The 24,599-nt window shown below is 67.1% G+C and carries 24 protein-coding genes; 11 read left to right on the top strand and 13 right to left on the bottom strand.

The annotated features are described in order from the left end of the window. The first annotated feature begins 246 nt into the window (after window positions 1-246). Complete coding sequence (locus ACSQ1X_RS17940; RefSeq protein ID WP_436058656.1) at window positions 247-1,722, top strand: APC family permease; 1,476 nt, start codon at window positions 247-249, stop codon at window positions 1,720-1,722. Here ACSQ1X_RS17940 and ACSQ1X_RS17935 read toward each other — a convergent pair. Continuing rightward, window positions 1,699-2,421 carry an AmiS/UreI family transporter gene (locus ACSQ1X_RS17935; RefSeq protein ID WP_436058655.1) on the bottom strand — a complete coding sequence of 241 codons (723 nt, stop codon included), beginning with the start codon at window positions 2,419-2,421 and terminating at the stop codon, window positions 1,699-1,701. The two genes, ACSQ1X_RS17940 and ACSQ1X_RS17935, sit on opposite strands and share 24 nt — an antisense overlap. Before the next feature lie 203 nt (window positions 2,422-2,624). On the opposite strand from ACSQ1X_RS17935, the gene gdhA reads away from it, so the two are divergent. Further along, complete coding sequence (gene gdhA / locus ACSQ1X_RS17930; RefSeq protein ID WP_436058654.1) at window positions 2,625-3,962, top strand: NADP-specific glutamate dehydrogenase; 1,338 nt, start codon at window positions 2,625-2,627, stop codon at window positions 3,960-3,962. A gap of 56 nt (window positions 3,963-4,018) precedes the next feature. Here gdhA and ACSQ1X_RS17925 read toward each other — a convergent pair whose 3' ends face one another. Then, entirely contained in the window at window positions 4,019-4,978 is a 960-nt protein-coding gene (locus ACSQ1X_RS17925; protein WP_055807428.1) for a helix-turn-helix domain-containing protein, read from the bottom strand. A 128-nt stretch (window positions 4,979-5,106) separates the two neighbouring features. Continuing rightward, complete coding sequence (locus ACSQ1X_RS17920; protein ID WP_436058653.1) at window positions 5,107-5,703, bottom strand: TetR/AcrR family transcriptional regulator; 597 nt, start codon at window positions 5,701-5,703, stop codon at window positions 5,107-5,109. A 126-nt stretch (window positions 5,704-5,829) separates the two neighbouring features. Between ACSQ1X_RS17920 and ACSQ1X_RS17915 the strand changes: the two genes are divergently transcribed. Both ACSQ1X_RS17915 and ACSQ1X_RS17910 read left to right on the top strand, forming a co-directional pair. Next, a complete protein-coding gene (locus ACSQ1X_RS17915) occupies window positions 5,830-7,755 on the top strand; it encodes a primary-amine oxidase (RefSeq protein WP_436058652.1) in 1,926 nt (641 codons plus the stop codon). Between the two features lie 9 nt (window positions 7,756-7,764). Beyond that, window positions 7,765-8,214 carry a hypothetical protein gene (locus ACSQ1X_RS17910; RefSeq protein ID WP_436058651.1) on the top strand — a complete coding sequence of 150 codons (450 nt, stop codon included), beginning with the start codon at window positions 7,765-7,767 and terminating at the stop codon, window positions 8,212-8,214. Between the two features lie 29 nt (window positions 8,215-8,243). Here ACSQ1X_RS17910 and ACSQ1X_RS17905 read toward each other — a convergent pair whose 3' ends face one another. Then, window positions 8,244-9,572, bottom strand: a complete 1,329-nt coding sequence (locus ACSQ1X_RS17905; protein ID WP_436058650.1) for an MFS transporter — start codon at window positions 9,570-9,572, stop codon at window positions 8,244-8,246. A gap of 164 nt (window positions 9,573-9,736) precedes the next feature. Here ACSQ1X_RS17905 and ACSQ1X_RS17900 point away from each other — a divergent pair, with 164 nt between their 5' ends. The 3 genes from ACSQ1X_RS17900 to ACSQ1X_RS17890 all read left to right on the top strand — a co-directional run bounded on the left by ACSQ1X_RS17900 (window position 9,737) and on the right by ACSQ1X_RS17890 (window position 12,461). Continuing rightward, complete coding sequence (locus tag ACSQ1X_RS17900; protein WP_436058649.1) at window positions 9,737-10,573, top strand: shikimate dehydrogenase family protein; 837 nt, start codon at window positions 9,737-9,739, stop codon at window positions 10,571-10,573. 155 nt (window positions 10,574-10,728) lie between these two features. Further along, window positions 10,729-11,532, top strand: a complete 804-nt coding sequence (locus tag ACSQ1X_RS17895) for an IclR family transcriptional regulator domain-containing protein (protein WP_055807411.1) — start codon at window positions 10,729-10,731, stop codon at window positions 11,530-11,532. Then, on the top strand, window positions 11,529-12,461 hold the full coding sequence (locus ACSQ1X_RS17890) for a threonine/serine dehydratase (protein ID WP_055807409.1): 933 nt from the start codon (window positions 11,529-11,531) through the stop codon (window positions 12,459-12,461). The genes ACSQ1X_RS17895 and ACSQ1X_RS17890 overlap by 4 nt, the downstream gene beginning before the upstream one ends. 11 nt (window positions 12,462-12,472) lie before the next feature. Here the strand turns inward: ACSQ1X_RS17890 and ACSQ1X_RS17885 are convergent, their stop codons facing one another. Then, entirely contained in the window at window positions 12,473-13,789 is a 1,317-nt protein-coding gene (locus ACSQ1X_RS17885) for an LssY C-terminal domain-containing protein (protein WP_436058648.1), read from the bottom strand. Window positions 13,790-13,878: 89 nt separating this feature from the next. Next, window positions 13,879-14,352, bottom strand: coding sequence for a sensor histidine kinase (locus tag ACSQ1X_RS17880; protein WP_055807403.1), 474 nt, complete (start codon window positions 14,350-14,352; stop codon window positions 13,879-13,881). 315 nt (window positions 14,353-14,667) lie between these two features. Between ACSQ1X_RS17880 and ACSQ1X_RS17875 the strand changes: the two genes are divergently transcribed. From ACSQ1X_RS17875 to ACSQ1X_RS17865, 3 genes are read left to right on the top strand one after another with little or no spacing between them, the layout of a single operon-like run. Further along, complete coding sequence (locus ACSQ1X_RS17875) at window positions 14,668-15,504, top strand: response regulator transcription factor (RefSeq protein ID WP_055807400.1); 837 nt, start codon at window positions 14,668-14,670, stop codon at window positions 15,502-15,504. Window positions 15,505-15,546: 42 nt separating this feature from the next. Next, the gene (locus ACSQ1X_RS17870) at window positions 15,547-17,388 is read left to right on the top strand and encodes a sensor histidine kinase (RefSeq protein ID WP_436058647.1); all 1,842 of its coding nucleotides are present in this window, start codon (window positions 15,547-15,549) and stop codon (window positions 17,386-17,388) included. Next, window positions 17,385-18,041 (top strand): response regulator transcription factor, encoded by a 657-nt coding sequence (locus ACSQ1X_RS17865; RefSeq protein ID WP_055807394.1) that lies wholly within the window; start codon window positions 17,385-17,387, stop codon window positions 18,039-18,041. The genes ACSQ1X_RS17870 and ACSQ1X_RS17865 overlap by 4 nt, the downstream gene beginning before the upstream one ends. Window positions 18,042-18,115: 74 nt before the next feature. Here the strand turns inward: ACSQ1X_RS17865 and ACSQ1X_RS17860 are convergent, their stop codons facing one another. Next, window positions 18,116-18,604: a hypothetical protein gene (locus ACSQ1X_RS17860; protein ID WP_235506139.1), complete on the bottom strand. Its 489-nt coding sequence runs from the start codon at window positions 18,602-18,604 to the stop codon at window positions 18,116-18,118. 218 nt (window positions 18,605-18,822) lie between these two features. Here ACSQ1X_RS17860 and ACSQ1X_RS17855 point away from each other — a divergent pair, with 218 nt between their 5' ends. Beyond that, window positions 18,823-19,389, top strand: coding sequence for a type 1 glutamine amidotransferase domain-containing protein (locus ACSQ1X_RS17855; protein WP_055807390.1), 567 nt, complete (start codon window positions 18,823-18,825; stop codon window positions 19,387-19,389). Between the two features lie 107 nt (window positions 19,390-19,496). On the opposite strand, the gene ACSQ1X_RS17850 is transcribed toward ACSQ1X_RS17855, so the two are convergent. The 6 genes from ACSQ1X_RS17850 to ACSQ1X_RS17825 all read right to left on the bottom strand — a co-directional run bounded on the left by ACSQ1X_RS17850 (window position 19,497) and on the right by ACSQ1X_RS17825 (window position 24,585). Next, entirely contained in the window at window positions 19,497-19,733 is a 237-nt protein-coding gene (locus ACSQ1X_RS17850) for a hypothetical protein (protein WP_055807387.1), read from the bottom strand. Window positions 19,734-19,805: 72 nt separating this feature from the next. Then, entirely contained in the window at window positions 19,806-20,036 is a 231-nt protein-coding gene (locus ACSQ1X_RS17845) for a hypothetical protein (RefSeq protein ID WP_055807384.1), read from the bottom strand. Window positions 20,037-20,429: 393 nt separating this feature from the next. After that, complete coding sequence (locus ACSQ1X_RS17840) at window positions 20,430-22,082, bottom strand: FAD-dependent oxidoreductase (RefSeq protein WP_436058646.1); 1,653 nt, start codon at window positions 22,080-22,082, stop codon at window positions 20,430-20,432. Beyond that, a complete protein-coding gene (locus ACSQ1X_RS17835) occupies window positions 22,079-23,179 on the bottom strand; it encodes an alcohol dehydrogenase catalytic domain-containing protein (protein ID WP_436058645.1) in 1,101 nt (366 codons plus the stop codon). Before ACSQ1X_RS17835 ends, ACSQ1X_RS17840 begins: the two co-directional genes overlap by 4 nt. Continuing rightward, window positions 23,173-23,475, bottom strand: a complete 303-nt coding sequence (locus ACSQ1X_RS17830; RefSeq protein WP_436058644.1) for a YciI family protein — start codon at window positions 23,473-23,475, stop codon at window positions 23,173-23,175. Before ACSQ1X_RS17830 ends, ACSQ1X_RS17835 begins: the two co-directional genes overlap by 7 nt. Window positions 23,476-23,619: 144 nt before the next feature. Then, window positions 23,620-24,585 (bottom strand): LysR family transcriptional regulator, encoded by a 966-nt coding sequence (locus ACSQ1X_RS17825; protein ID WP_436058643.1) that lies wholly within the window; start codon window positions 24,583-24,585, stop codon window positions 23,620-23,622. Between the last annotated feature and the right edge of the window lie 14 nt (window positions 24,586-24,599).

The following is a 24,599-nucleotide window of genomic DNA, read 5'->3' as shown; positions in this document are numbered from 1 at the left end:
TGTGTATCCGCGTACGGCACTTGACCGGTGGCGAACAGTACGGAAGGCCCTGAACCACACTGCCCTGAACCACACTGCGCTCAGGAACAACAACTGATCGCTGCACGACAAGCCGGGTCCGGCGGCGACTGCCATGCTGGAATTCACGGTGCAGCTCACGGGCACCTTTGCCCGGGCCCGGCAACCGGGCCACGAATTTCCCGCCAGCTCTTTTCCCCAGCACTCATGACCGTTAAGAAGGATCCAATGAGTATTTCGAATCCCGAACCCCGGACCGCAGAACCCGGTTCCCGCCAGGAACACTCCACCGCCCTGCGCGCAGGAAGCATCGGAGTCCTGGGCATCCTGTTCTTTGTCCTCTCCGCCCAGGCCCCGCTGACCGGTATCGTGGGAGCCGCGCCGCTCGCGGCCGCGCTCGGCAACGGCGCCGGCGCACCGGGTGCCTACCTCGTGGTCGGCATCGTCATTGTCATCTTCGCCGTCGGCTTCGTGGCCATGAGCCGGAAAGTGCAGACCAACGGCGCCTTTTACGCCTACGTGACCGCGGCGTTCGGACGCAAGACCGGTGCCGGAGCGGCCTGGCTTGCCCTGCTGGCCTACAGCACGGTGCAGGCGGCCATGTACGGGCTGTACGGAGCGGCGTTCTCCGGCCTGCTGGCATCCGCTGGAATGACTGTTCCGTGGTGGCTGCTCGCCGTAATCACCATGGCGGGCGTCCAGGTCCTGGGATCCAAGAACATCGAGCTCGGTGCCCGTGTCCTGGCTGTCCTGGTGGGCCTGGAAGTGGCGATCCTGCTGATGTTCGGATTCTCCGTGCTGTTCCACGGCGGCGGCCCCGAAGGGCTCGACTTCGCCGCGTCGTTCGCTCCCGAAGCCATCGCCAGCGGAGCCCCCGGCGTCGCCATCATGTTCGCGGTGGCCTCCATGTTCGGTTTCGAATCCACGGCCATCTACTCCGCGGAAGCCAAGGACCCGCACAGGACGGTTGCACGGGCCACCTATCTGTCCGTGGGCATCATCGCTGTCTTCTTCTCCTTCATCACCTGGATGCTGGTCAGTTTCTACGGGCCGTCCCACGTGGTGGATGCTGCGGGTGCAGCCTTGGAATCGGGTGACGCCACATCGTTCGTGATCGGCCCCATCGTTGAAATGTTCGGACCCTGGGCAGGGATCACCGCCGGAATCCTGCTGGTGACCTCGCTTCTGGCAGGCATCATTGCCTTCCACAACGGCATCAACCGCTACCTGCACTCGCTGGCCCTGCGCGGCTCCATGCCGGCAGTCATTGCCCGGACCAACAAGCACCGCGCCCCGGCTGCGGCGGCCTGGATCCAGACAGTGGTGGCTGTCCTGCTGGTGGCACCGTTCGCGCTGCTGGGGCTGGACCCGGTGCTGACCCTCTTCTCCTGGTTCAGCGGCCTCGCCGTCGCGGCACTGCTGGTGCTGTACATGCTGTCCTCCCTTGCCGTCGTCGCCTATTTCCGCCGGGAAAAGGTAACAGGTCAGCAATGGCAGACGTTCATCGCCCCGGTGCTGGCTTCCGTGTTGCTGGCGTGGGTGCTGTACCTGGTGGTCAGCAACTTCACGTCCCTCATCGGAGGCAGCACGGAAACGGCCGTGGGCCTGCTGGCGGCCGTCCCCGCATTGTTCCTGTCCGGCGTCCTGGTGGAGATCCGGGTGGAGAAGCAGATCCGGGCGTCAGAGCTTGAGTTCGCCGGGTAGCAGTCTGTCTGGGACATCAGAACAGACAACGGAGGAGCCGACGGCGGCGGGATCCGCAACGGCGCGGGCGGCGGTTTGCCGCCCGCGCCTGCGCGTGGGGGCCGGGCCGGCCCGCCACGCGAGGCAGCCGGCCAGCAGCAGGAGCACGGCCAGCGCGGCTGCGGCGCCCGCCGCCGTCGTCGCCGTCTCGGGATCATTGGGCCAGCGCCCCGTGACGCCCAGGAGCGCCGGGACGGTGGCCGATGCCTGGCTCGTGAGGACCAGGGACCAGCCAATGAGCGGCGTGAGTCGCTGGAACCCCAGGGCCAGTTGCAGGAAGAACAGCAGCCACAGGTACGTCCAGCAGAGCCAGAGTACGGCCAGGAGTGGGTCCTCCCCGGACCAGGCAGCGGCGAGAAGGAGGCCGCACGCGGCCACCATCCCGCAGAACCAGCCAAGGCCCCGGGACCCGAGTTCCAGCAGGAAATCCAACCCGACGTAGACGTAGGTCAGCCCGAACAGGAACATCCCGGATGCCTCGAGCAACAGGTGCAGGACCCCGTCGCCGGTAATCCCCAGGTACGCAACGGCGAGGACCAACTGGGTGCTGCCGATGACCAGGCTGAACACGGCCGCATCCCGGCGGGGGAGGAGATCCAACGCGGCGAGGCCGTTGAGCAGGAGCGCGGCCCCGGAGAGAAGCAGGCAGATGTGGGCCATCAGAAGTCCCCCGCCTTACCCCGACCCTTGGCCAGAGTTTTCGTTTCATGGAAATTAAATGTCACAATACGGAGGTTAGTGGAAGGCCGATTGGCCATGCGCGGCCCGTGCAGTCACAATTGGCTAGTTGAAGTTTCAATAAAAGGGTGCCGGCGCGGCCTATGCCGGAGACTTCCGCGCCCGGTTCGAGGTTAGGAATCATCATGGATGCACGGCTCGAGGCCATCAGGGACACCGTCCTGGCCAGGAACCCGGGAGAAGCGGAGTTCCATCAGGCGGTGGTCGAGGTCTTCGAAAGCCTGGGCCCCGTCCACGACCGGCACCCCGAATTCCTCGAAGCGGCCATCCTGGAACGGCTCTGCGAACCCGAACGCCAGATCATCTTCCGGGTGCCGTGGACCGATGACCAGGGCCGCGTGCAGATCAACCGCGGCTTCCGGGTGGAGTTCAACTCGGCACTCGGCCCCTACAAGGGCGGCCTGCGGTTCCACCCGTCCGTCTATCTGGGCATCGTAAAATTCCTCGGCTTCGAGCAGATCTTCAAGAACGCCCTCACCGGCATGCCCATCGGCGGCGGCAAGGGTGGTTCGGACTTCGACCCCCGCGGCCGCAGCGATGCCGAAGTCATGCGGTTCTGCCAGTCCTTCATGACCGAGCTGTACCGCCACATCGGCGAATACACCGACGTGCCGGCTGGCGACATCGGCGTCGGCGGGCGCGAAATCGGCTACCTCTTCGGCCAGTACAAGCGGATCACGAACCGCTACGAATCCGGCGTCCTGACCGGCAAAGGCATCTCCTGGGGAGGCTCGCTGGTCCGGCCCGAGGCCACCGGGTTTGGAACAGTGATCTTCACCGAGGAAATGCTGAAGACCCGCGGAACGTCCTTCGACGGGCAGCGCGTGGTGGTTTCCGGGTCCGGGAACGTGGCCATCAACGCCGTCGCCAAGGCCCAGTCGCTCGGTGCCACAGTGGTGGCCTGCTCCGACTCTTCCGGCTACATCGTGGACGAGGCGGGCATCGACGTCGGGCTTCTCCGCCAGGTCAAGGAAGTGGAGCGCGGGCGCCTGAAGGATTATGCGCTGCGCCGTTCCGGCGTCGCCTATGTGGAAGCCGGTTCGGTCTGGGACGTCGACGCGACGGTGGCGCTCCCGTGCGCCACGCAGAACGAGCTCGACGGCGATGCTGCCGCGAGGCTGGTCCGCAACGGCCTGATCGCCATCGGCGAAGGCGCCAACATGCCGTCCACCCGCGAAGCCGTAGCGGTCTTCCAGGAAGCCGGCGTGCTGTTCGGCCCGGGCAAGGCCGCCAACGCGGGCGGTGTGGCGACGTCCGCGCTGGAGATGCAGCAGAACGCGAGCCGTGACTCCTGGTCCTTTGAGCACACGGAACAGCGGCTCACGGACATCATGGTGGGGATCCACCACCGCTGCGCCTCGACGGCCGACGAATACGGGGAGCCCGGCAACTACGTGCTGGGCGCCAACATCGGCGGTTTCGTCAAGGTGGCCGACGCCATGCTTGCACAGGGGCTGATCTAGGGGCTGACGCCCTGGCGTGCGCCCCGGCTGGACCCGGCCGGTGAGCCCTGCACAGACTAGGCGCCGCGGCGCCAGTCGCTGGGGGATTCGCCGTAGGCATCCCGGAACGTGCGGCTGAAATGCGCCGCGTCAAGGAACCCCCAGCGGGCGGCGACCGCCCCCACGGAAGTGCTGTGGTGCAGCGGATCCCTCAGGTCGCGGCGGATGCGTTCCAGCCGCTGGCTCCGGATCCAGCTGGCAACAGTGGCTCCGGATTCGTGGAAGATGTTGTGCAGGTGCCGGGTGGAGATGAAGTGTGCCGCCGCAATGCCGGCCGGCGAGAGCTGTGGATCGGCGAGGTTGGCCTCGATGTATTCGCGCACGGACGATGCCAGCAGCACCTGCGGCTTCATGCTGTCCCGCGCCATGTCCAGTTCCGAGTGCAGCATGGTGGACACGAGGTCCAGGGCGTTGGCGGCCAGCCGTGATCCGCTGGGGCCGCTGAGGGCTTCAAGGTTCTCCGCCAGCTGGGCGATAAACGGGCCCACGATGCCGGTCAGGCCGTGCCCGCCTGCCAGCCGGACGGCCGCGAGCTGCCCGACGTAATCCGGCGGCAGGGACAGGGAGTCGTGCGGAAACATGACCACCATGACCCGCGCCTGCTCTTCGAAGGCCAGCGTGTAGGGACGGTTGGTGTCGTAAATGGCGAGGTCGCCGGGGCGCAGCACTGCCTCGCGGTTGTCCTGGATGAGGAGTCCGGTGCCCTCCAGCTGGAGATTGAGTTTGAAATAGCGCTGGCCGGGCCGGGCCACCAGGGCCGGTGTGCGGTGGACGTTGTGGCCCGTGGCAGTGACCTCCACGATGCACAGCCGGTCCAGGACCCTGGAGCGCATCCGGCCGCGGAAGGTGTCGGGATGATCCGTGTCGGCGGCCAGCGGCACGAACGACTCCGCCACAAGGTGCCGCCAGTGCTCAAATGAGGTGGCCTCGCTGGAGATGAGTTCCTGGCCCGCCGGGCGGGCTGTGGTTGCAGACATGGATGTTCCTGACGCCGGATAGCCATCTGAAAGTTGGTCCCCCAGGCTGTGTCCTGCGACACAGTTATTTCAGGTTAGCGGTGATGCCAGGCGTTGTCATCTTTTTTCGCCCAACGTCGAAAAAAGAATTACGAGCCCGCCTGAAGCAAGGTCAGGAATGCTTCCAGCTGGTCGCCCAGGCGCAGGTCCGTCTCGTTGTCCGGGGCAAGGGCGGCTGCTATCTGCGCTCCCAGCAGCATGTTCAGCAGGTGGCCGGCAACGGCTGAATCGTCGACGGCGGCACCCACGTCCCCCTGCGCCCTGGCCTCGGCCAGGTACCCGAGGATCGCAGCGTGCCACTGGTCCATGGACTCGCGGTGGATGGCGGCTTTTTCCGGATCGTTGATGGCCTTCTGCCAGAACGGGACCACGATCCGCGCTTCATTGACCCGCTCGGAGTCCAGCGGCAGCACCTCGACGCAAAAAGCCCGGAGCGCCGGAATTCCGGCCTTGCCCGCCGTGACCTCCCGGATGCGCTCGTTGGTCCTGTTGAAGACGTGCCGGAAGGCAAACGTCAGCAGCGTGTCCTTGGTGGGGAAGTAGGGCTTCAGTGCGCCGTTGGCGAAGCCGGCCTCGAGGGCGATCTCCCGCATCGTGGCGCCTTCGATGCCCAGCCTGGCGATGATCCGCCAGGTCGCATCCACCAGCTCCAGGCGCCGTTCATCATGGTCAACAATCTTTGGCACTCTGGTGATCCCCCGGAACTTTTTTGTATCGAACCCTTGTGATCCATCTTACGGACCCCTTATTCTCTACAACTATAGAAAATAAAAATCCCGACCCCAACACGGTCCCGGACAAAGGCAGCGCTCATGACACTCGCACCAACTGACACAGCCGCCCCGTACCGCCTGGCAGCGGCCGCTGAGATCACTGAAGTCCAGGGCATCCTGCGCGCCGGGGGACTCCTCGGCCCGGAAAAGCGGATCGCCTACCTGGGCCTGCTGGACCCGGCCCGGGACAGTTCCAGGGACTCCGAGGACCGGCGCTTCCGCGTGTTCATCCACGATGTCTCCGGCGGCCGCCCTCTCGATGTGACGGTCTCCGCCACCCGCGGCGAGGTGGCCTCCGCCGTCGAACTGGACACCGCCGTCGCCGGCGAACTGCCCGTGCTGGAAGAGGAATTCGAGGTGGTCGAGGAACTCCTGGCCTCCGACGAACGGTGGCTGAAGGCCCTGGCGGACCGGAACCTGGACGTCGGCACAGTCCGCGTTGCCCCGCTGTCCGCCGGCGTCTTCGAATACCCGGAGGAGAAAGGCCGCCGCATCCTCCGCGGCCTGGCCTTCGTGCAGGACTTTCCCGAGGACAGCGCCTGGGCGCATCCCGTGGACGGGCTGGTGGCGTACGTCGACGTCGTCGGCAAGGAAGTCACGCAGGTCCTGGACACCGGCGTCGTCCCGATTCCCGCCGAGCACGGCAACTACACCGACCCCGGGCTCACCGGCCCGCTCCGCACCACGCAGAAGCCGCTCCACATCACCCAGCCCGAGGGCCCCAGCTTCACAGTCACCGGCGGTAACCACGTCGAGTGGGAAAAGTGGAGCGTGGACGTAGGCTTCGACGTCCGTGAGGGCGTGGTGCTGCACAACCTGGCCTTCCAGGACGCCGGGCGGAAGCGGCCCATCATCAACCGCGCGTCCATCGCCGAGATGGTGGTTCCCTACGGCGACCCGTCGCCCATCCGGTCCTGGCAGAACTACTTCGACACCGGCGAATACCTGGTGGGCCAGTACGCCAACTCGCTTGAACTGGGCTGTGACTGCCTCGGCGAGATCACCTACCTCAGCCCCGTGATCAGCGACGCGTTCGGCAATCCCCGCGAAATCCGCAACGGCATCTGCATGCACGAGGAGGACTGGGGCATCCTGGCCAAGCACTCCGACCTCTGGACGGGCATCAACTACACCCGCCGCAACCGCCGCCTGGTCATCTCCTTCTTCACCACCATCGGCAACTACGACTACGGCTTCTACTGGTACCTGTACCTCGACGGCACCATCGAATTCGAGGCCAAGGCCACCGGCGTCGTCTTCACCAGCGCGTTCCCCGAAGGCGGCTCGGCCAACATCTCCCCGCTGGCCCCCGGGCTCGGCGCGCCGTTCCACCAGCACCTCTTCAGCGCCCGCCTGGACATGGCGATCGACGGCTTCACCAACCGGGTGGAGGAGGAAGACGTGGTCCGCCAGCCCATGGGCGAAGGCAACGAACGCGGCAACGCCTTCTCCCGGAAGCGGACCGTCCTGGGCCGGGAGTCCGAAGCCGTCCGGGAAGCCGACGCCCGCAGCGGCCGGACGTGGATCATCTCCAACCCGGAGTCCCGGAACCGCCTGGGCGAACCGGTCGGCTACAAACTGCATGCCCAGGGCCAGCCCACGCTCCTGGCCGATCCGGAGTCCTCCATTGCCCGCCGGGCGGCGTTCGCCACCAAGGACCTGTGGGTCACCCGGTTCGCGGAGGACGAGCGGTACCCCACCGGCGACTTCGTGAACCAGCACTCCGGGGGAGCGGGCCTGCCGGCCTACATCGCCCAGGACCGCGAGATCGACGGCCAGGACATTGTGGTGTGGCACACCTTCGGGCTGACCCACTTCCCCCGGATCGAGGACTGGCCCATCATGCCGGTGGACACGGTCGGCTTCAAGCTCCGGCCCGAAGGGTTCTTTGACCGCAGCCCCGTGCTGGATGTGCCGGCCAACCCGAACACCAAGCCCGCCGCCGGCGGGCACTGCCACGGCTAGGCAGGCGCCATGACCGCCCTGCGTGGATGGGGCCGGACCGCCGGCCCCGTCCTCCACCCCCGCCCCGTTGTACACCTGCGCATCGTGGCCGTGGCGACCGCCGCATCAAGCCTGGTGCACCTTGGGCTCGTGACGGGAAACCACCACGGGCTGTGGCTGAACCTGCTGATGCTGGCCATGGTGGGGGTCTGCCTGCCGTGCGCCGTGCACATCTGGCGCGAGGGCCGGGTTGGGGCACTGCGCCAGGTCATGGCGTGCGCGCTGGCCATGACAGCGCTGCACGCTTTCCTGTTGTTGGGGACAGCGTCCGGCGGCGGCCCGCACGCCCACAGTCACGGGGTTCCCGGGGTGCCGGCTGTGGCTGGCACCGGCGCCGGCGGGCTGCTCGCCGTCGTCGCCCTGGAAATCACGACGGCGCTGCTCGCCGCGACGCTGCTGGCCCGCCTCCGTCGCCGGTAAGGCGCCGGAGGCGGGCCGTTAGCGGTCCGCTAGCGGACCGGGTTGCCCAGTTCGCGCAGCGGGGTCTTGCTGGTCTCGCGGGCCCAGTAAGCACCGGCCACGGCCAGGAGTGAAGATGCAGCCACGATCCAGGCGGCGGGGCCCCAGTTCGCCTTGTCCGCGCCGACGAGGGCGGTGCCGAGAAGCGGGGTGAAGCCGGCGCACAGGATGCCGACCTGCAGGCCGATGGCCATGCCGGAGTAGCGGACCTTGACGTTGAACAGCTCCGAGAACCAGGCGGGGTAGATGGCGTTGGACATGGCGTAGGTGCCTGCCGTGATGAGGGTGCTGGTCAGGAAGATCATGGGGATGTTGCCCGTGGAAATCACGGAGAAGTACACGAAGATCATCAGGCCTGAACCCAGGACGCCGGTGATGAAGATCGGACGGCGGCCGTACCTGTCGGAGAGCCAGGCCATGAACGGCTGGGATACGACGGCGATGATGTTGCCCGTGATGCTGACCCAGAGCATGGTGGAGGCCGGCACGCCCACGGAGACGGCGTAGGCCAGGCCGAAGGACTGCATGAACGTGTTCGTGACCGTTTCAAAGGACATCAGGGCCACCTGGAAGAACTGTGCCGGGTGGGTCTTGAACATCTTGGCGAAGGGCAGCTTCACCAGTTCGCCGTGATCATGCTTCTCCTCGAAGACCTCCGGTTCCTCCAGCGAGCGGCGGACAAGGTAGGCGACGATCAGAACCACCAGCGACAGCCAGAACGGAATGCGCCAGCCCCAGGCGAGGCGGTCCGCTTCGCTCATGGCGGCCACGGGGAGGAACGCCAGGGAGGCCAGGACAATGCCGGCGGAGATGCCGCTCATGGCGAAGCTGGCGAAGAAGCCGCGGCGTCCTTCGGGGGCTTCTTCGGTGGACAGTGCCGAGGCGCCAGCCGTTTCGGCCCCGGCGGAGAGGCCCTGCATGAGGCGCAGGAGGACCAGCAGGGCGGGGGCCCAGTAGCCGGCGGTGTTGAAGTCGGGCAGCACGCCGATGAGGAACGTGGCCGAACCCATCAGGACGAGGGTCAGCACCAGCGTGTTCTTGCGGCCGATCTTGTCACCCAGGTGCCCGAAGACCACTGCGCCGAAAGGCCGTGCCACGTACGCCACGCCGAAGGTGGCGAAGGAGGCGATCAGGGCGACCGTGGGGTCCCCCGGCGGGAAGAAGATCTTGGAAAAGACCAGCGACGCCGCAGTGGCGTAGATGAAGAAGTCGTAGTACTCAAGGGCGCCGCCGAGGAACGCGGCCAGGGCTGCTTTCTTGGCCCTCTTGAGCTGGCGCTGTTCGGCTCCGATGCCGGCGCCCGTGGCTGTGTTGGTCATGATGCTGGTCCCTCCGCGTTGAAAGACTGTCTGAATTTCCCATTTGTGCGCATTCCGAACAGCTGTGCGGTATGCGATTATGGAATAGAGTACCGCAGAGTGAGGTGCCTCACAACACTTTCCTGGCCGGGCAACCGACTGCGTCTTCACATGAGAGGGTCACTATGGAGAACCGAACGCCCGCACACCGTTTGTTCCTTATCGGCTCGGCTGCTTCAAGCGCCATGTCGCCCGGGCTGTGGGGCCCGGTCTTCGAAGAGCTCGGGAGCAGTTGGACGTACGAAGCATGGGACGTGCCTGCCGGCCAGGACATGTCCGGCGTACGTGCTGCGATGCTGGAGGCCGACGTCGTGGCTGCAAACGTGACGATGCCCCACAAGCAGTGGGCCGCGGGAACGGCTGACACCGTCACCGAACCGGTCCGGCTCAGCGGAGCCTCCAACCTCCTGGTCCGGGACGGCCGGAGGCTGAATGCGCACAACACGGACATCACCGCCGTCGTCGAACTCCTGGGCGGCCGGCACCAGCGGCACGCCCTGATGCTCGGGGCGGGCGGCGCCGCACGCGCAACCCTCGTGGCACTGGCGGGGCTGGCAGACCGGGTCACGATAACGGACAAGGATCTGCTGGCGTCGCAGCAGCTGGTGGACCTTGCTGCCAGCCTGGGCATGGAGGCCGCCGCCGTGTCCTGGGCCGAATCCCGGGACCACGCGCCCGGCGCATCCCTGATCGTCAATGCGACACCCCTCGGCAAGGGCATTGACGATGAACCGGCGTGGGGGCAGTCGCAGCTCTCGCCGGATGCCGTTGTCTATGACTTCGTCTACGCCGGCCACACCACCGCAACCATCGCCAGCGCCAAGGCGCAGGGGCTGGCGTACGCCGACGGCTGGGACCACCTTCGGGCGCAGGCGGCGGCCATGATCCCCATTCTTGGCCTGGCGCCGGAGACGGGAACGCTCCTGGGGCGGACGCTGACGCATATCCGGGCAGATGGCTGACCGGATGCGGCGGGGAACTGGCCGGAACTGACCGGAGTTGGACCCGCCGGGTTGCGCGGTCGTGCGGCGGATAGGGGCCGGATATGATCGAAACAAGCCGGCGGCCACGCGTCCGCGGGCGCCGGATGTGAGCTTCAGGAAGGGCAAGCGATTCCATGGCGGAACAACCCGCATACTTCGTGAAGTCGGTGGAGAAGGCCTTTGACGTACTGCGCGCCTTCGCTCCGGACGAACCCCGCCTGACGGTGTCCCAGGTTGCCGCGAAATCTGACATGACCAGGGCCTCAGCCCGGAGGTTCCTGATGACGCTGACCGACCTTGGCTACCTGCGGGCCGAAGGTTCACATTTCGAACTGACCCCCCGCTCGCTGGACATCGGGCAGTCCTTCCTGGCAAACCTTGCGCTCCCCAGAATCGCCGAGCGGCACCTCAAGTCCCTGGCCGCGGAGCTGAACGAGACAACGTCGTTGTGCATCCTTGACGGCACCGACGTCGTGTACGTCGCGTGCGTTCCGTCGCCCCGCCTCCTCAGCGTTTCCATCAGTGTGGGTACCAGGTTCCCGGCCTGGGCAACGTCCATGGGACGCGTCCTGCTGGGTGCGTTGTCCGAGGCCCAGCTGAAAACGTACTACGACTCCGTCCAGCTGCAGCGGTTCACCGAGCGGTCGATCGGCACCCTCGAACAGCTGCAGGCCGAAGTGGAACAAGCCAGGACCAGGGGGTGGTCCATGGTCTCGCAGGAACTGGAGGAAGGCCTCCGCGGTGTGGCCGTCCCGGTCTGGCGCGGCCACGAGGTCGTTGCCGCGGTCAACGTGTCCCTGCAGACCCACCGGGCTCCGGCGGAAGCCATCGAAAAGACGGTGGTCCCGTTCCTGCTGGACGCCGCACGCCAGATCGGCCATGACTACGGCGGGCGCGCCACGGCACCAGCCGGCACGGCGGCCGGGGGAGTGCGGTGATTACCCGGTCCGACGTCGACGAAGCTGCCGCCAGGATTGCCGGGCTGGTGCGCCGCACGCCAGTGATCGAAGCGGACCCGGAGAGCTTTCCCGGGTCGGTGTGGCTGAAGTGCGAGTTCATGCAGCACACCGGCACGTTCAAGGCCCGGGGCGCATTCAACCGCGTGCTTTCCTGCCGCGAGCGTGGTGAGCTCAAGGAGGACGTCGGCATAGTGGTCGCTTCCGGCGGCAACGCCGGCCTGGCCAACGCCTACGCCGCCGCGCAGGCGGGAGTACCCGCCACCGTCTTTGTCCCGGAGACAGCCCCCGCCATGAAGGTGAAGAAACTCAGGGAATCCGGGGCCACGGTGATCCAGCGCGGCGCCGAATATGCCGTGGCCTACGACGCCGCCACCGCCTACGCGGCCGAGACCGGAGCCGTGTACTGCCACGCCTACGACCAGCCCGAAATTGCCGCCGGCGCCGGCACAGTCGGTTCGGAGCTCCTGGAACAGCTGGGCGGAGTGGACACCGTGCTGGTGGCGGTGGGCGGTGGAGGCCTGATGGCCGGGATCGCCGCGGCCGTCGAAGGCCTGGCCAGGGTGGTGGGAGTGGAGCCCGCAACCGCCCCCACCCTGCACGCCGCGCTGAAGGCGGGCGAACCGGTGGATGTGGCGGTTTCCGGGATTGCCGCGGACTCGCTGGGAGCGCGCCGGATCGGCCGGATCGGCTTTGACCTCGCGGTGCGGACCGGCGTGGCTGGCGTGCTGGTGTCCGACGATGAGATTGTCGCCGCGCGCTCGCGGCTGTGGGCCGACTACCGGATGGTGGTGGAGCACGGCGCGGCGGCGGCGTTTGCCGCCCTGACCTCCGGGGCCTACGTCCCGGCGGAAGGCGAACGCGTGGCCGTGATCCTGTGCGGCGCGAACACGGACCCGTCCACGCTCTGACGGTCTGGCGGTCAGATCGCTGCGCGGCCGCCGGGCCGTGCGGCGATCCGTTTTGGCTCCTTGCGGTCGCGGCGGGCGTAGACGCGGGACCGCTCGCTGGACAGCGCGAGGATCAGCAGGATGTCCAAGGTGAGGCCGGGGAGGTTGGTCTGCAGCGTGATTCCAGGACCCCCGTGAGCGACGTCAATGACCTGCAGGCCGATCGCGGCGGTGCTCAAGGCCATGGCGAGCGTGCGCGCCCAGTTCCGTCCCAGGAAGACGAACCAGGCGAGCAGTAGTTCCGCGAGGGCAGAGAGAACCAGTACTGCCACCCCTGCGTAGAGCACCAGCTGCGATTGGCCTTCGCTTAAGTGCCCGGCGGGAAAGAGCAGGACGGACAGGGCCAGTGCCGCCGCGGCGAGTGCACGGCCGGCCACGAGGGCGGCTCCGATGATGGTGGGCGCAGGGCGCCTGTTCCTGCTGTCGCTCGCGAGCCGCGGAACGGCAACGCCGGGCACCATCGTTGCCCGCAGGTTAATGATGGGAAGGTCGCCGTCGGTGGCAATTTCATCGCCGCCGCCGTTGCGGGTGTGATACCCGGTGGAGAAGTCCCGGATCACCCGGACGTCGGCCGAGGGTTCGGCGGCGGAAATGGACGCGACGATGTGGTCCCGCTCATCGTCCGTGTGCTCGTCGATCTTGTGCGTGATCTGGAGGGTGAACAGGGAGAAGCCGACGCTGCGGTCGTACGTGCCCGCGGCCAGCCAGTCCGCGGCCACGCCGCCGGGAAGCAGCCAGCCGGGCGGGCACCGCCAGAAGCGGACGTGGTGGCGCTTGCCCGGGGTTCCGTCCACTTCCTGCTGGTACGCGAAGTCCTGCTGCCGGCCGAAGAGGAAGAGCGGGCTGACCGGCGCCTCAAGGTAGCTGCGGCGCAGCAGGGTGGAGGTGATGATCCTCCGGCTGCTGGCCAGGGTGACGTCGTCGGCGATGGTCCAGCCGGCCCGGCGCATCACGTGGTGGAGCTGGGCTTCGGAGCTGAGCAGGGCCACATTCACCGGATCGCCGAGCAGGCCGTCGCTGGTGCGGGCGCGCCCGATGAAATAGTCGGGCACATAGACGCGGGTCAGGATCGAGTGGAGCCTGGGCAGGACGAGGTAGGCGAGCATGGCCCAGAAGACGAACGTGAACCAGAGCTGGCCCCAGCCCCACTGGAAGCTGAGCTCAAGGAGAAGATAGGTCAACCACGCGGCGGCGACACCACCGACCATAAAGAAGATCCGGTCCCAGACGGTATCGAGTGCAGTGCGGGCCACGTCCGCGATAGGAGCCCTCACCGCAGGCCTGGTCATGGGCAAAATAATACTGGAGACGGTTGCTGGTTCCGTGGGCACAACGGCCCGGGCTGATATGCATGGTAATCCCCCGTAAAAGCGTGTGGTCAGTCCAGCGGAAGCGTGACCGTGACGCGGGTACCCTCGCCGGGCGCACTGTCAATGGTTGCGGTGCCGCCGGCGTCATGGACTGCGATGGACATCAGGAACAGTCCGAATCCCTGCGGGCGGTTGCCCGTGCGGTCATTGCCGTCGAAGCCTGCACCGTTGTCGGCCACCGTCAGCCGGATGCCGTGATGTACTGCCGCGAGCCGGACGGTCAGTTCGGTGGCACCGGCGAATTTGAGCGCATTGCTCAGGGCCTCCTGGGCGGCGTGGTAGAGCAGCCCTGCAGTGCCGGACGGTATCTCGACGCCGTGGTGCGGCGTCTCCCACCGGACCGTGGTTCCCTGCTCCCGCAGCGGGGCGGCGAGCCGGTCGATGCAGCCGGCGAGCCCCAGGGCGTGAAAATCCAACGGTGCCTGGTCGGTGATGACGCCGTGGATCGCGGCGACCTCATTGGCAGCTTGAGCCTTTTTCATGGCCGGTCCTGCTTCCTTGCAGCCTGTGATGCTTCCTTCTCACGGGTGCTGGGTTCCCGCCTGGATGTATGACTCAAGGGTGGACCGGCGGAATCATGAATGACGCGACTTTGACGCAATTTTGGCTCAAGTTCCCGGGGATACCTGGGGCGAACTCAAGAGATGCACAAGATTTGATTCGACGGCAATGTCCGCTGTCCCGCCGTGTGTAGGCTCATCATCAACCTCATATGTCCAGTTAGTGGAGATACCCATCCGCGGGCTCCCTGCCGACGAATATGAAGGGGTGACTGGCCGAAGACTATGGGGGCATAGATGGAAGAACGCGGCATTGCCGTTGTGGTAGAGGACGACGACGACGTCAGGAATTCCCTGCGGGAGGTGCTGCTGCAGTCAGGTTTCGCCGTCCACGCGACCGCCTCCGGGCTCGAAGGTGTTGAGGCGGTCCGCCGGTACAACCCGGTGGTGGTCACCATGGACCTCGGGCTTCCGGACTTTGACGGCCTGGAAGCGTCCCGCCGCATCCGCACGTTTAGCGACGCCTACCTTGTCATTGTGACCGGCCGGGTGGACGAAGCGGACGCGATCATGGGCTTCGAAGCAGGGGCCGACGACTTCCTGACCAAGCCTTTCCGTCCCCGCGAGCTGCGGGCGAGGATCGCCGCCATGCTGCGACGGCCGAGGCGGGCTGGCCACAGGCTGGCGGGACCGGCCGGTGATGCACGGGGAGCGCTCAACACTCCGGACGATGCCGCACTGTCGTCCGTCCCGGCCGTGGCGGCACTCCGGCAGGGTGAGCCTGCCGATCCCGAACTCGCCGATTTCGAGCACAACGGCCTCACGCTCAGCGAGGGAACCAGGACCGCCGAATTCGAGGGGCTACGGATTGAGCTGACCCGGACCCAGTTCGACCTTCTCCTGGTGCTCCTGGAGAACGGCCGCCTGGTTCAGACCAAGGCCGACCTGGTCCGCCGCCTGAGGAACGAACCCTACGACACCGGCTCCTACGTCAGCACGGCAGAGGAGCGCACCGTCGAAGTCCACATGGGAAACCTGCGGAAACGGCTGGGAGACGACTCGCGCGCGCCCAGGTGGGTCGAAACCGTGCGGGGAATTGGCTACCGGCTGGCGCCGCAGATGGCTGCCGAATAGCCTGACGGGCGCCTATTCTTAAGCTTGGCGGAGGGAAGCACCGTGACTCCCAAGCAACTGGTATTCGTAGTGGCTGCCACCGTGGGCGTCCTGGCCCTGGTGCTGATCTCGATCGACTGGCAGCCGGCCGCCCTGCAGGATCCCGCCCGGACGCTGGGTGTCCTCAACGCCCAGGGTGTCATCCGCTGGGGCGAGAACCCGGCCCGGGCACCTTTCTCAGTCTTTGAACTCTCCCTGTTCGTCGCCGTCGGGCTTGCCTTCGTCCTGGCCGGCGTGACCGCGTGGCAGACCCGGCCCAACCGGAATCCCGGCCTGCTGCTGGTGGTGGCCGGGCTGCTGTGGCTGGCGGCCGGCGTGCGGCGGTCCAGTGATCCGGTCCTCTTTACGGTGGGGGTGGGGCTGACCCTGATGTACCAGCCTCCGCTGCTGCAGCTGGCCCTCAGCTTCCCGTCCGGAGTCCTGCGCTCGCGTGCGGAACGGGCGGTCGTGGTTTTCTTCTTCGCCGCCTGGGCGGTGATTGCCGTGGCGAGCTGGGCGTTCTTCGACCCCCGGCTGCACATCGCCGCAGGGGAGTCCACGTCCCGGAACCTGTTCCTGCTGTGGGACAGCCCGCAGCTCACCAGCGCTATCGGCGACGTTGCCCGCATTCTCCAGGTGGGCATCGGGTTGGCAATTGTGGCCGTGCTCGTGGCCCGCTGGCAGTCCGGCTCAGCCGCCTACCGGGCGGCCTTCCTGCCGTTGTGGCTGGCAGTGATCATCAAGACCGCCTCCACCGTCTGGGTGTCACTTGCCGTGGTCCAGCTGACCGGCACACTGTCCAATGAGGCACTGCTGTGGCAATACCCGGCGACGGCGATCGTCCCGCTCGCCGTGCTGCTGGGGCTCTGGCGCTACCGGTTCGCCCGCGGCGCGCTGAGCGAGCTGCTGGTGGAGATCGGTGCGGCGCCGGTCAGTGACCGGCTGATCCGCGCCTTGCGCAGGTCGGTCCGGGACCCCACCCTCAGCCTGTGGCGGTGGTCGCCAGCCCTGTCCGGATTCGTGGACGACGACGGCGTGCCCCGCGCCGTCCCGGAGGACGGATCCGGGCGGGCGGCCATGGTTCTGGAGCGTAACGGCACGCCCGTCGGGGCCCTGGTTTTCGACGAAGCACTCCGGGACCAGCCCCAGCTGCTGGCGGCAGTGCAGAGCGCCACGTCCCTGGCCCTGGACAACCAGAACATGGAGCAGCAGCTGCGGGACCAGCTGGTCGAGGTCCGCCGCTCCCGGGAACGGATAGTCACCGCCGGGGACGCCCGGCGTCGTGAACTCGAACGGGACCTCCACGACGGTGCGCAGCAGCGTCTGGTGGGCGTGTCCATGGACCTGGCGAGGGCACGGCGTGCCGCGAGCCCCGAGGAGATGAAAGTCCTTGTGGCGCAGGCCAGCGACGAGCTCGCCGTTGCGCTGGCGGAACTGCGTGAACTGGCCCGGGGCGTCTACCCGCCGTCGCTGCGCGAAAGAGGCCTGGGCGGCTCGCTCACGGCGCTCGCGGAGCGGTCCGCGCTGCCCATCGAGCTGGACGTTGACCTGCCGCAAAGGCCTCCGCCGCCGGTGGAACTCGCAGCGTATTTCATCTGCGCCGAGGCCGTGACCAACGCCGCCAGGCACGCCCGGGCCTCGAACCTGCAGATCGGCGTCAAAGGCACGGAAGACGGACTCAGCCTGCACGTGACGGATAACGGGATCGGCGGGGCGAGTCCCGGCGCCGACGGCGGCCTGCTGGGGCTGGCCGACCGGGCGGCGGCCCTGGGCGGCTCCCTTACGGTCACCAGCCCGGCCGGCCGCGGAACAACCGTGGCCGCAACCCTGCCCTTCTCGGCCGACCCGATGGAGGACCTGCCATGACACTGCGCGTCGCCATCGCGGACGACTCGGCGCTGCTCCGCCGCGGCCTTGCCGCGCTGCTCAGTTCCGAAGGGCTGGAGGTGGTGTGCGAGGCCGCGGACGCCCAGGAGCTACTGGGATGTATCGCAGCGCAGCAGCCTGATGTTGCCATCGTCGACATCCGCATGCCGCCCACCTTCACCACCGAAGGCATCCAGGCCGCCACCGCGATCCGCCGCGACCAGCCCGGGACGGGGGTTCTGCTGCTGTCCCAATATGTGGAGACGGAGAACGCCATGCAGCTCCTGGGGAACGGAGCGAAAGGGCTTGGCTACCTCCTGAAGGAACGCGTGTCCGACATCGACGACTTCATCGACGCCCTGTACCGGGTGGCGGCCGGCGGGACCGCCGTCGATCCTGAACTGGTGGCCCGGATGGTGGCCCGGCCGCACAACGGACACCAGGGGGAGGACGAGCTCAGCAGCCGCGAGCGGGACGTCCTGGAACTGATGGCCCAGGGGCGCACCAACCAGGCGATCGGCAAGACCCTGTTCCTGGGGGAGCGGACGGTGGAGGCGCACATCCGGAGCATCTTCCTGAAGCTGGGGCTGCGACCCGAACCCGAGGACCACCGCCGGGTCCTCGCCGTGCTCACCTACCTGCGCCGGCACTAGCAAAACGGCGGCTGCCCCCGTGGGGACAGCCGCCGGATTGCCTGCTGGTTGGTCGGACTCAGTTGGATACGGAACTAGTTGGACATGGACGTGGTGCCGCTGCCGGTCCAGCCGGTGAACGGCGACCAGACGCCACCCACGCCTTCCTGATGCCGGACCTTCTGGTAGACCTCCTCGTTGCCGATCTCGGTGTTGGTCAGGGTGCGGACGTTGTGGATGGTGTACCAGCCGTTGGCGGGGCCGAGGTAGCGGCTGAACGAGGAGTTGCCGAGGTGGTCGTCACCGTTGGGCCAGTCGTCGCTTTCCCAGCGCTGCTGCTCGATGTTGACGTAGCGGTTGGCACCGCAGTAGACGTTGATCCGGTAGTCCACCAGTTTGGTGCCGGACGAGTTGAAGCCCGCGAAGATGGGCTTCAGGGGCACCACGGTGCAGGCGTAGTTGGTGGCGGCGGCCTGGGCTGGTGCGGCCAAGGCGACGCCGCCCGCAGCAAGTCCCAGCGTCATTGCTGAGACGAGTGCGATCTTGGCGCGGGACGGGCGGGACTTCTTTGTTCCGGCGGTCATGGACATTTTTTTTGCTCCTGTTGCGGTGATTGTGGTTTCGGCCAGGAATCCTTTCCTGATGCCGTGTTTCCATGGTCCGCTCGGGGCCTTGTCCCTGACTTCCGTGCTAGCACTGTTTGTCCGGGGCAGATTGTCCCTGACAAACGAATTGTCAGCTTGCTTATTATTTCCGGCGTTCCTAGTGTTAAAGCCGTAAGGCATCCGGCGAAGGAGGACATATGTCAGCGCACAATATTGCAGGCAAGAAGGTTGCGTTCCTGCTGACCGACGGCGTGGAGCAGGTGGAGCTCACCAGCCCCTGGAACGCAGTGAAGGAGGCAGGCGGCGAGCCCACCCTCGTGGCGCCCAAGGCCGGAAAACTGCAGGGCTTCCACGGCACCGAAAAAGGCGAGAAGTTCGACGTCGACATCACGGCGGCCGAGGCCCGCGCTGCTGATTTCGATGCGCTGGTGATCCCGGGCGGAGTGGTCAATGCGGACCACCTCCGCGTGGACAGGGATGCGCAGGCCTTTGCCCGCAGCTTCTTCGAACAGCACAAGCCGGTGGCGTCCATCTGCCACGGCCCCTGGCTGCTCATCGACGCAGGCGTGGTCCGCGGGCGCAAGCTGACCTCGTACCACACGCTCCAGACCGACCTGAAGAACGCGGGCGCTCTCTGGAGCGATGAGGAGGTTGTGGTGGACCAGGGATTCGTCACCAGCAGGCACCCCGGGGACCTCAAGGCCTTCAACGACAAATTGCTGGAAGAGATCGAAGAGGGCGAGCACGCAGGCCAGACTGCCTGACCGGCACAACGCAGTCAGCAACCTAGTCAGGAAAAGCATAAAGAGGAGGAGTCCGACGGCGGCAATTGCCGCCGTCGGACTCCTCCTCTTTGTTGTCGCTTTCTATGTCAGCTGGAGCTGGGTTCGGTGGTGAGGCCCCGGTGGTCCGGGGTTTTGCTGTTCTGTTCCTCGGCCGGTCCCGGGGGTTTGGTGCCGTCCGCACCGGCAGGGCGGCCATCGACAGGGCCGGGCCCGGCGTGGCGGCCGGACGCCTGGTCCGCCGGCTTTTCCCTCGGCACCGGGTTGGTTTCGTCCTCTACGCCATCGCTCACGATGTCGTCGGCTTCGTTGTGTTCCGTACTCATCGGCTGCTCCTGATCTCGCGGTGTGGTCCCACGCTACAGGCGGGGTGCGGGTGCGTACAGCGGCGGACCTTCCTAGGAGATGGAAGCCCACTGCCGCAGCTCCCGGGTTTCGCCGTACGGAACATCGCGGCTGACGGCCACGGTGTAGGTGGAGAAGCCGGTCTGCGTGACCAGCACGCCGTGGCGGCGTTCCTCCATGGCGTGCCGGAGGGCGATGTCCACGGCACTGTTGAGGTCGTTTTCAATCGTTGCGGGATCGTGGGCAATGATCTCGAGCAGGATGTCGGAATGGTGCTTGATCATGGGGTGCTCTCTTTCGCGGGGCGGGCACTGCGTGTTGAGGGAAGTTGGCCGGGCCGGGCCGTGCTTCGGATAAGGGAATCCGGGGAGGACAAAAAGGGTGCCGTGTGAGGCGGGAGGAGATTCGAGCTGAAGGTGATTCGAAGGGCCCGGCATTCTGAGATGGGGCGGGGCCGGTGCGATGCATCCGGCGGAGGGACCGGGAACGTTTTGTCGTTCCTGCGGATCCACCCTAAGTGTGGCCGACTGACCGGCCGGAAGGCAATCACTTCGCTGGAATTTCTTCTGTGTCCCGCGTCACACGCACAAAAGGCGAGGGGCCGACGGCGGAAACTCCCGCCGTCGGCCCCTCGCCGTGGTGTTCTCTGCTCAGCGCTCCTGGCGCTGCTCGTGCTGTCAGTTCTGCTGGCGCCGAGCCAGGTGCTCGCCCACGGCGAAGGCCCGCGTGATGGCGGACCCCAGGGTGGCCCCGCCGCCAGGGTAGTTGTTCCGGAACACGCCGGCAGCAACGTTCCCGGCGGCGTAAAGCCCGGGGATCGGATCCCCCCGGCGGTCCAGCACGCGGCCGTCGAAGTCGGTTTCCAGCCCGCCGGAGGTGCCCAGCACGCCCGCCGAAATCGGCACCGCATGGAACGGGCCGGTGGCCAGGGGAGCCAGGCACGGGTTGGGGGTGTTGCCGGTATCGCCCAGGAAGCGGTCCTGGGGCGTGGCGCCGCGGCGGAACTCGGTATCGACGCCCGCAGCAGCATCTTTGTTGAACCGGGCCACGGTCTCGCCGAGCCCGGTGGGGTCCACTCCTAGCTTCGCGGCCAGCTCCTCCACGGTTCCGGCCGAGGTCATCCATTCCGCCGGTGACCCGGGCGTTGAGCCGGCCACGGGGTACTTGGACAGGTAGGCGGAGTCGAACACCAGCCATGCCGGATTGTTCAGCTGCCGCCCCGTGTGGGGGTCCACCGAGGCGAACACCCGGCAGGCGTCGTGGTAGTTCAGAGCCTCATTGACGAAGCGCTTTCCCGCGGCGTTCACGGTGATCGAACCGGGCAGGGTCATCTCCACATTGCCCATCCGGCCGGACTGCCGGCCGTCGTAGCGGTGCGCCGGAACGGAGATCACAGGAACACCCCAGATGGCCGTCATGTCAGCCACCGCAGCCCCGGCCTTGAGGCCCAGTTCCAGCCCGTCGCCCTCGTTGGACGGCGCACTGATGGGCGTCACCGGGAAGGGCAGGAACGCCTGGCGCAGCCTCCGGTTCCATTCGAACCCGCCGGAGGCCAGGACGACGGCGGCAGCCGCCAGCGTCCTGTTGCGGCCCGCCCCTGTACCGAGCGTGACCCTCCAGCCACTTCCGGCGCGGACCAGGTCCTCCACCGGTGCTTCGGCAGCGATGTGGACACCCCGGTCCAGGGCGCTCGCCAGCAGCCGGCCCACCAGTGCGCCGCCCATGGTGCGCACCCCGGTGGCGGCCCTCGTCTCGAGAAGGGCAGGATCGGCGGCCCGGCCGTTGAGCTCGTCCCGCTCCGTCATGGTCAGGAGCGGGAAGTACGACGACGGCCGGATCGCCTCCGCCAGGCCCGGGTAGCCCGACGGATCGAAGGCGTCGTTGTCCAGGCCGCGGCCGCCGTCGGCCGCTCCGTTCCACTCCAAGTGGTAATCGGGGCGGGCGATGGGGGTCATGGACACCCGGGTGCTGCCGGTCAGGTAGGCAACGGCGCGAGGTGCGGTGCGGACGTACCAGTCGATTTCTTCGGGGGACAGGGCGTGCCCTGCTGCCTCCGTGAGGTATTCGACGGCGCGGTCATGGCTGTCGCTGTAGCCGGCCTCGGCTGCCAGATGGTTGTTTGGAGCCCACATCACGCCGCCGCCGGCGGCCGTGGTGCCGCCCAGCAGGGCTGCCTTCTCGGCCACCAGCACGCTCAGCCCGGCGTCCGCCGCGCGGACTGCCGCCACCAGGCCGGCGGCTCCGCTTCCCATCACCACCACATCGTGTGCAGGAGCCAGTTCCTCTGCCGGCGTGAGCACCGGGTGGGTCTCGTCTGAGACCGGGTTCATGCCGGCCCTCCTACCGGTGCGAATGCTGCTGCTGCTCCGGCAGAGGCACGGTCTCCCGAAGTGCCGGCTGCCGGCATCTCGATGAGGACCTTGCCCACCTTCTCCGTCCGGTTGCGCATCAGTTCGTACGCCTGCTGCAGGTCCGCGAAGCCGAAACGGTGCGTCATCAGGGCCCGGGCCTGGTCCGGATGGTGCGCCAGGAGGGCCAGCCCGTCGGGGATCAGGTTGAGGCTGTTCCGGCTGCCCAGCAGGTCCAGTTCCTTAAACGGAATGTCCTTCATTGAGACCGTGGCCGAGCGCGCTGAAATGCCCACCTGGACGATGCGGCCGGCGCTGGCTACGAGGCGTATGGCGTTCTCCAGCGAGGAGGGTGCGCCGGTGGCCTCGAGCACTAGGCCGGGGCCGTAGCCGTCGGTCAGCCGCCCCAGGCGCGCGGCCTGTTCGGCGTCGGGGAAGCCGGCCGGGTCCACCAGCAGCGTGTCCACAGCACCGAAGTCGCGTGCAAGTTCCAGGCGGTCAACCTCCGTGTCCGCGCAGACCACGTCCACGCCCAGGTCGGTCAGGTACAGGGTGGCGAGCAGCCCGATGGGGCCGCTGCCCAGGACAAGTACGGTTTCCCCTGCCGCGGGGCGGCCGCGGTTCACGGCCTGCATGGCGATGGAGGCGGGCTCGGCCATGGCGGCGAGTTCAAGCGCCAGGCCCTCGGGAACCGGGCACAGCTTGTCCACCGGGACGCTGATAACTTCCACCAGGGCGCCGTCGGAATAGCAGCCGATGCAACTGATGTTGCGGCAGACGTTGAACCGGCCCTGCAGGCATGGCCGGCAGGTTCCGCAGTACGTCATCGGGCTGACGGCAACCCTGTCCCCGACGCGGATGCCCGCAGCGTTGTAGCCGATTGCTTCGACGACGCCGGAGAACTCGTGGCCCTGAACGACCGGCAGTTCGGCCGGGTAGTCGTCTTCCCAGATATGGAGGTCGGTGCCGCACAGGGTGACATGGTGGACCCGGACCAGGGCGCGGCCCTGCTCGAGGACAGGCTCGGCCATGTCCTCGTAGCTGATGGTTTCCCTGGCAACAGTGCGGGCGGTCAGCATGGCGCGTCCACGCGTTCGGCGCCGAAGAAGATGTTCCACTGCCGGATGGTCCGCTCTTGGATGAGGTTGTTGCTGAAGAACGGATCCTGATCCATCAGTGCCTCGACCTCGGCCTTGGAAGTGCCCGTGAGGATCAGCAGGGCTCCGGGGGATTCGCCGGAGCCGAAGGGGCCGCTCGTCAGCAGCCGGCCGCCGTCGAACTGCGACTTCAGGAATTCAACGTGGCGTGGCCGGTGCTTGTCGCGTTGGCCGGCCGTGGCGTCAGAGTAGGCATAGGTGACGGCGAAAGTTGCCATGGGGCGGTGTCCTCTTCATTGAGTGATGTGCAGTGGAGTCCTTTCATCGTGGGACCTGGATTGAGACGCGTCCAACACTTCTTTGGTCAGAGACTATGTGTGAAAACTACATAGTCAACCGCCAAGCTGAGCAGTTCGAAGGTCCTAGCGCGGCGGCGTGGGCAGCACGGAATCGGCCAGTTCAAGTGCCAGCTTGAGGGCCGGCGAGATGAGGGCAGGATTCCAGGCGATCCCGGAAGCCAGCAGCGGCGCCGCGCCGGAAAGCGCGATGAAGACGGTGCCGCCGGGCATGATGCCGGCCATGGAGTCGGGCACCAGGCTGACGCCCACACCGCCGGCCACCAGGGAGAGGGCCATATAGGGATCGGAGACCTCCTGCACCACGCGCGGCCTGAAGCCCGCAGCTGTGCACGCCGAAAAGACCGCCTCCCTCAGCGTGGAACCCTGGGCTGCGGGCATGGTGACAAAGCCGTCGGCTGCCAGGTCGGCCAGGGCAATCTGTGGCCGGCCGGCCAGCGGATGGTCCTCCGGAACTGCAGCGCCCAGCGGCTCCACGGCGATACGTCGCGTGGCCAGGGAGGGAGCATCCACCGGCAGCCCGATGAAGGACAGATCCAGGGACCCGTTGCGGAGCTGGTCGAGGGCATCCTGGGTGAGCAGTCCGCCGCTGAGGGTCAGGTCCAGGTGCGGGTAGCTGCTGCGCAGCGCCCGGGTGAGCGGGGGGAGGGTCTTGTGGTTGAGTGCTCCGGAAAACCCGATGCTGAGCCGGCCGTACACTTCGCCTGCATCCGCGGTGGCGGCCCGGCGCGCCAGGTCCAGCTCCTCCAGGATTTTCCGTGCGTGCGGCAGGAAGGCGAAGCCGGCGGTGGTCAACGAGACGGCCCTGGTGTTCCGTTCGAAGAGGTCGGTGCCGAGGCTCTTTTCCAGCTTCTTGACGGTCTGGCTCAGCGGGGACTGCGCCATGCGAAGCCGGTGGGCGGCGCGGCCAAAATGCAGTTCCTCGGCCACCGCCAGGAAAGCCTCGATCTGCCGCAGCTCCACGTTGTTCCTCCCGGCGGTGTTCCCGTGATGGCCTGCCCCGTTGCTGTCGCCAGGTGCAGGCCTGTTCACCCCTAGGCTACTTC

The organism is Arthrobacter sp. LjRoot78 (assembly GCF_964254335.1).
Taxonomy (GTDB): Bacteria; Actinomycetota; Actinomycetes; order Actinomycetales; family Micrococcaceae; genus Arthrobacter.
Note: the sequence above shows the minus strand (reverse complement) of the source record. Positions and strands in the feature narration are given on the sequence as shown.

Excerpts from the sequence above, each read along its gene's own strand:
- ACSQ1X_RS17830 (WP_436058644.1), bottom strand. The coding sequence starts at position 23,475 with ATGGCAACTTTCGCCGTCACCTATGCCTACTCTGACGCCACGGCCGGC.
- ACSQ1X_RS17845 (WP_055807384.1), bottom strand. The coding sequence starts at position 20,036 with ATGATCAAGCACCATTCCGACATCCTGCTCGAGATCATTGCCCACGAT.
- ACSQ1X_RS17895 (WP_055807411.1), top strand. The coding sequence starts at position 10,729 with ATGGCGGAACAACCCGCATACTTCGTGAAGTCGGTGGAGAAGGCCTTT.
- ACSQ1X_RS17875 (WP_055807400.1), top strand. The coding sequence starts at position 14,668 with ATGGAAGAACGCGGCATTGCCGTTGTGGTAGAGGACGACGACGACGTC.
- ACSQ1X_RS17915 (WP_436058652.1), top strand. The coding sequence starts at position 5,830 with ATGACACTCGCACCAACTGACACAGCCGCCCCGTACCGCCTGGCAGCG.
- ACSQ1X_RS17910 (WP_436058651.1), top strand. The coding sequence starts at position 7,765 with ATGACCGCCCTGCGTGGATGGGGCCGGACCGCCGGCCCCGTCCTCCAC.
- ACSQ1X_RS17900 (WP_436058649.1), top strand. The coding sequence starts at position 9,737 with ATGGAGAACCGAACGCCCGCACACCGTTTGTTCCTTATCGGCTCGGCT.
- ACSQ1X_RS17835 (WP_436058645.1), bottom strand. The coding sequence starts at position 23,179 with ATGCTGACCGCCCGCACTGTTGCCAGGGAAACCATCAGCTACGAGGAC.
- ACSQ1X_RS17850 (WP_055807387.1), bottom strand. The coding sequence starts at position 19,733 with ATGAGTACGGAACACAACGAAGCCGACGACATCGTGAGCGATGGCGTA.
- ACSQ1X_RS17935 (WP_436058655.1), bottom strand. The coding sequence starts at position 2,421 with ATGGCCCACATCTGCCTGCTTCTCTCCGGGGCCGCGCTCCTGCTCAAC.
- gdhA (WP_436058654.1), top strand. The coding sequence starts at position 2,625 with ATGGATGCACGGCTCGAGGCCATCAGGGACACCGTCCTGGCCAGGAAC.
- ACSQ1X_RS17860 (WP_235506139.1), bottom strand. The coding sequence starts at position 18,604 with ATGACCGCCGGAACAAAGAAGTCCCGCCCGTCCCGCGCCAAGATCGCA.
- ACSQ1X_RS17925 (WP_055807428.1), bottom strand. The coding sequence starts at position 4,978 with ATGTCTGCAACCACAGCCCGCCCGGCGGGCCAGGAACTCATCTCCAGC.
- ACSQ1X_RS17905 (WP_436058650.1), bottom strand. The coding sequence starts at position 9,572 with ATGACCAACACAGCCACGGGCGCCGGCATCGGAGCCGAACAGCGCCAG.
- ACSQ1X_RS17885 (WP_436058648.1), bottom strand. The coding sequence starts at position 13,789 with ATGACCAGGCCTGCGGTGAGGGCTCCTATCGCGGACGTGGCCCGCACT.
- ACSQ1X_RS17865 (WP_055807394.1), top strand. The coding sequence starts at position 17,385 with ATGACACTGCGCGTCGCCATCGCGGACGACTCGGCGCTGCTCCGCCGC.
- ACSQ1X_RS17940 (WP_436058656.1), top strand. The coding sequence starts at position 247 with ATGAGTATTTCGAATCCCGAACCCCGGACCGCAGAACCCGGTTCCCGC.
- ACSQ1X_RS17880 (WP_055807403.1), bottom strand. The coding sequence starts at position 14,352 with ATGAAAAAGGCTCAAGCTGCCAATGAGGTCGCCGCGATCCACGGCGTC.
- ACSQ1X_RS17855 (WP_055807390.1), top strand. The coding sequence starts at position 18,823 with ATGTCAGCGCACAATATTGCAGGCAAGAAGGTTGCGTTCCTGCTGACC.
- ACSQ1X_RS17840 (WP_436058646.1), bottom strand. The coding sequence starts at position 22,082 with ATGAACCCGGTCTCAGACGAGACCCACCCGGTGCTCACGCCGGCAGAG.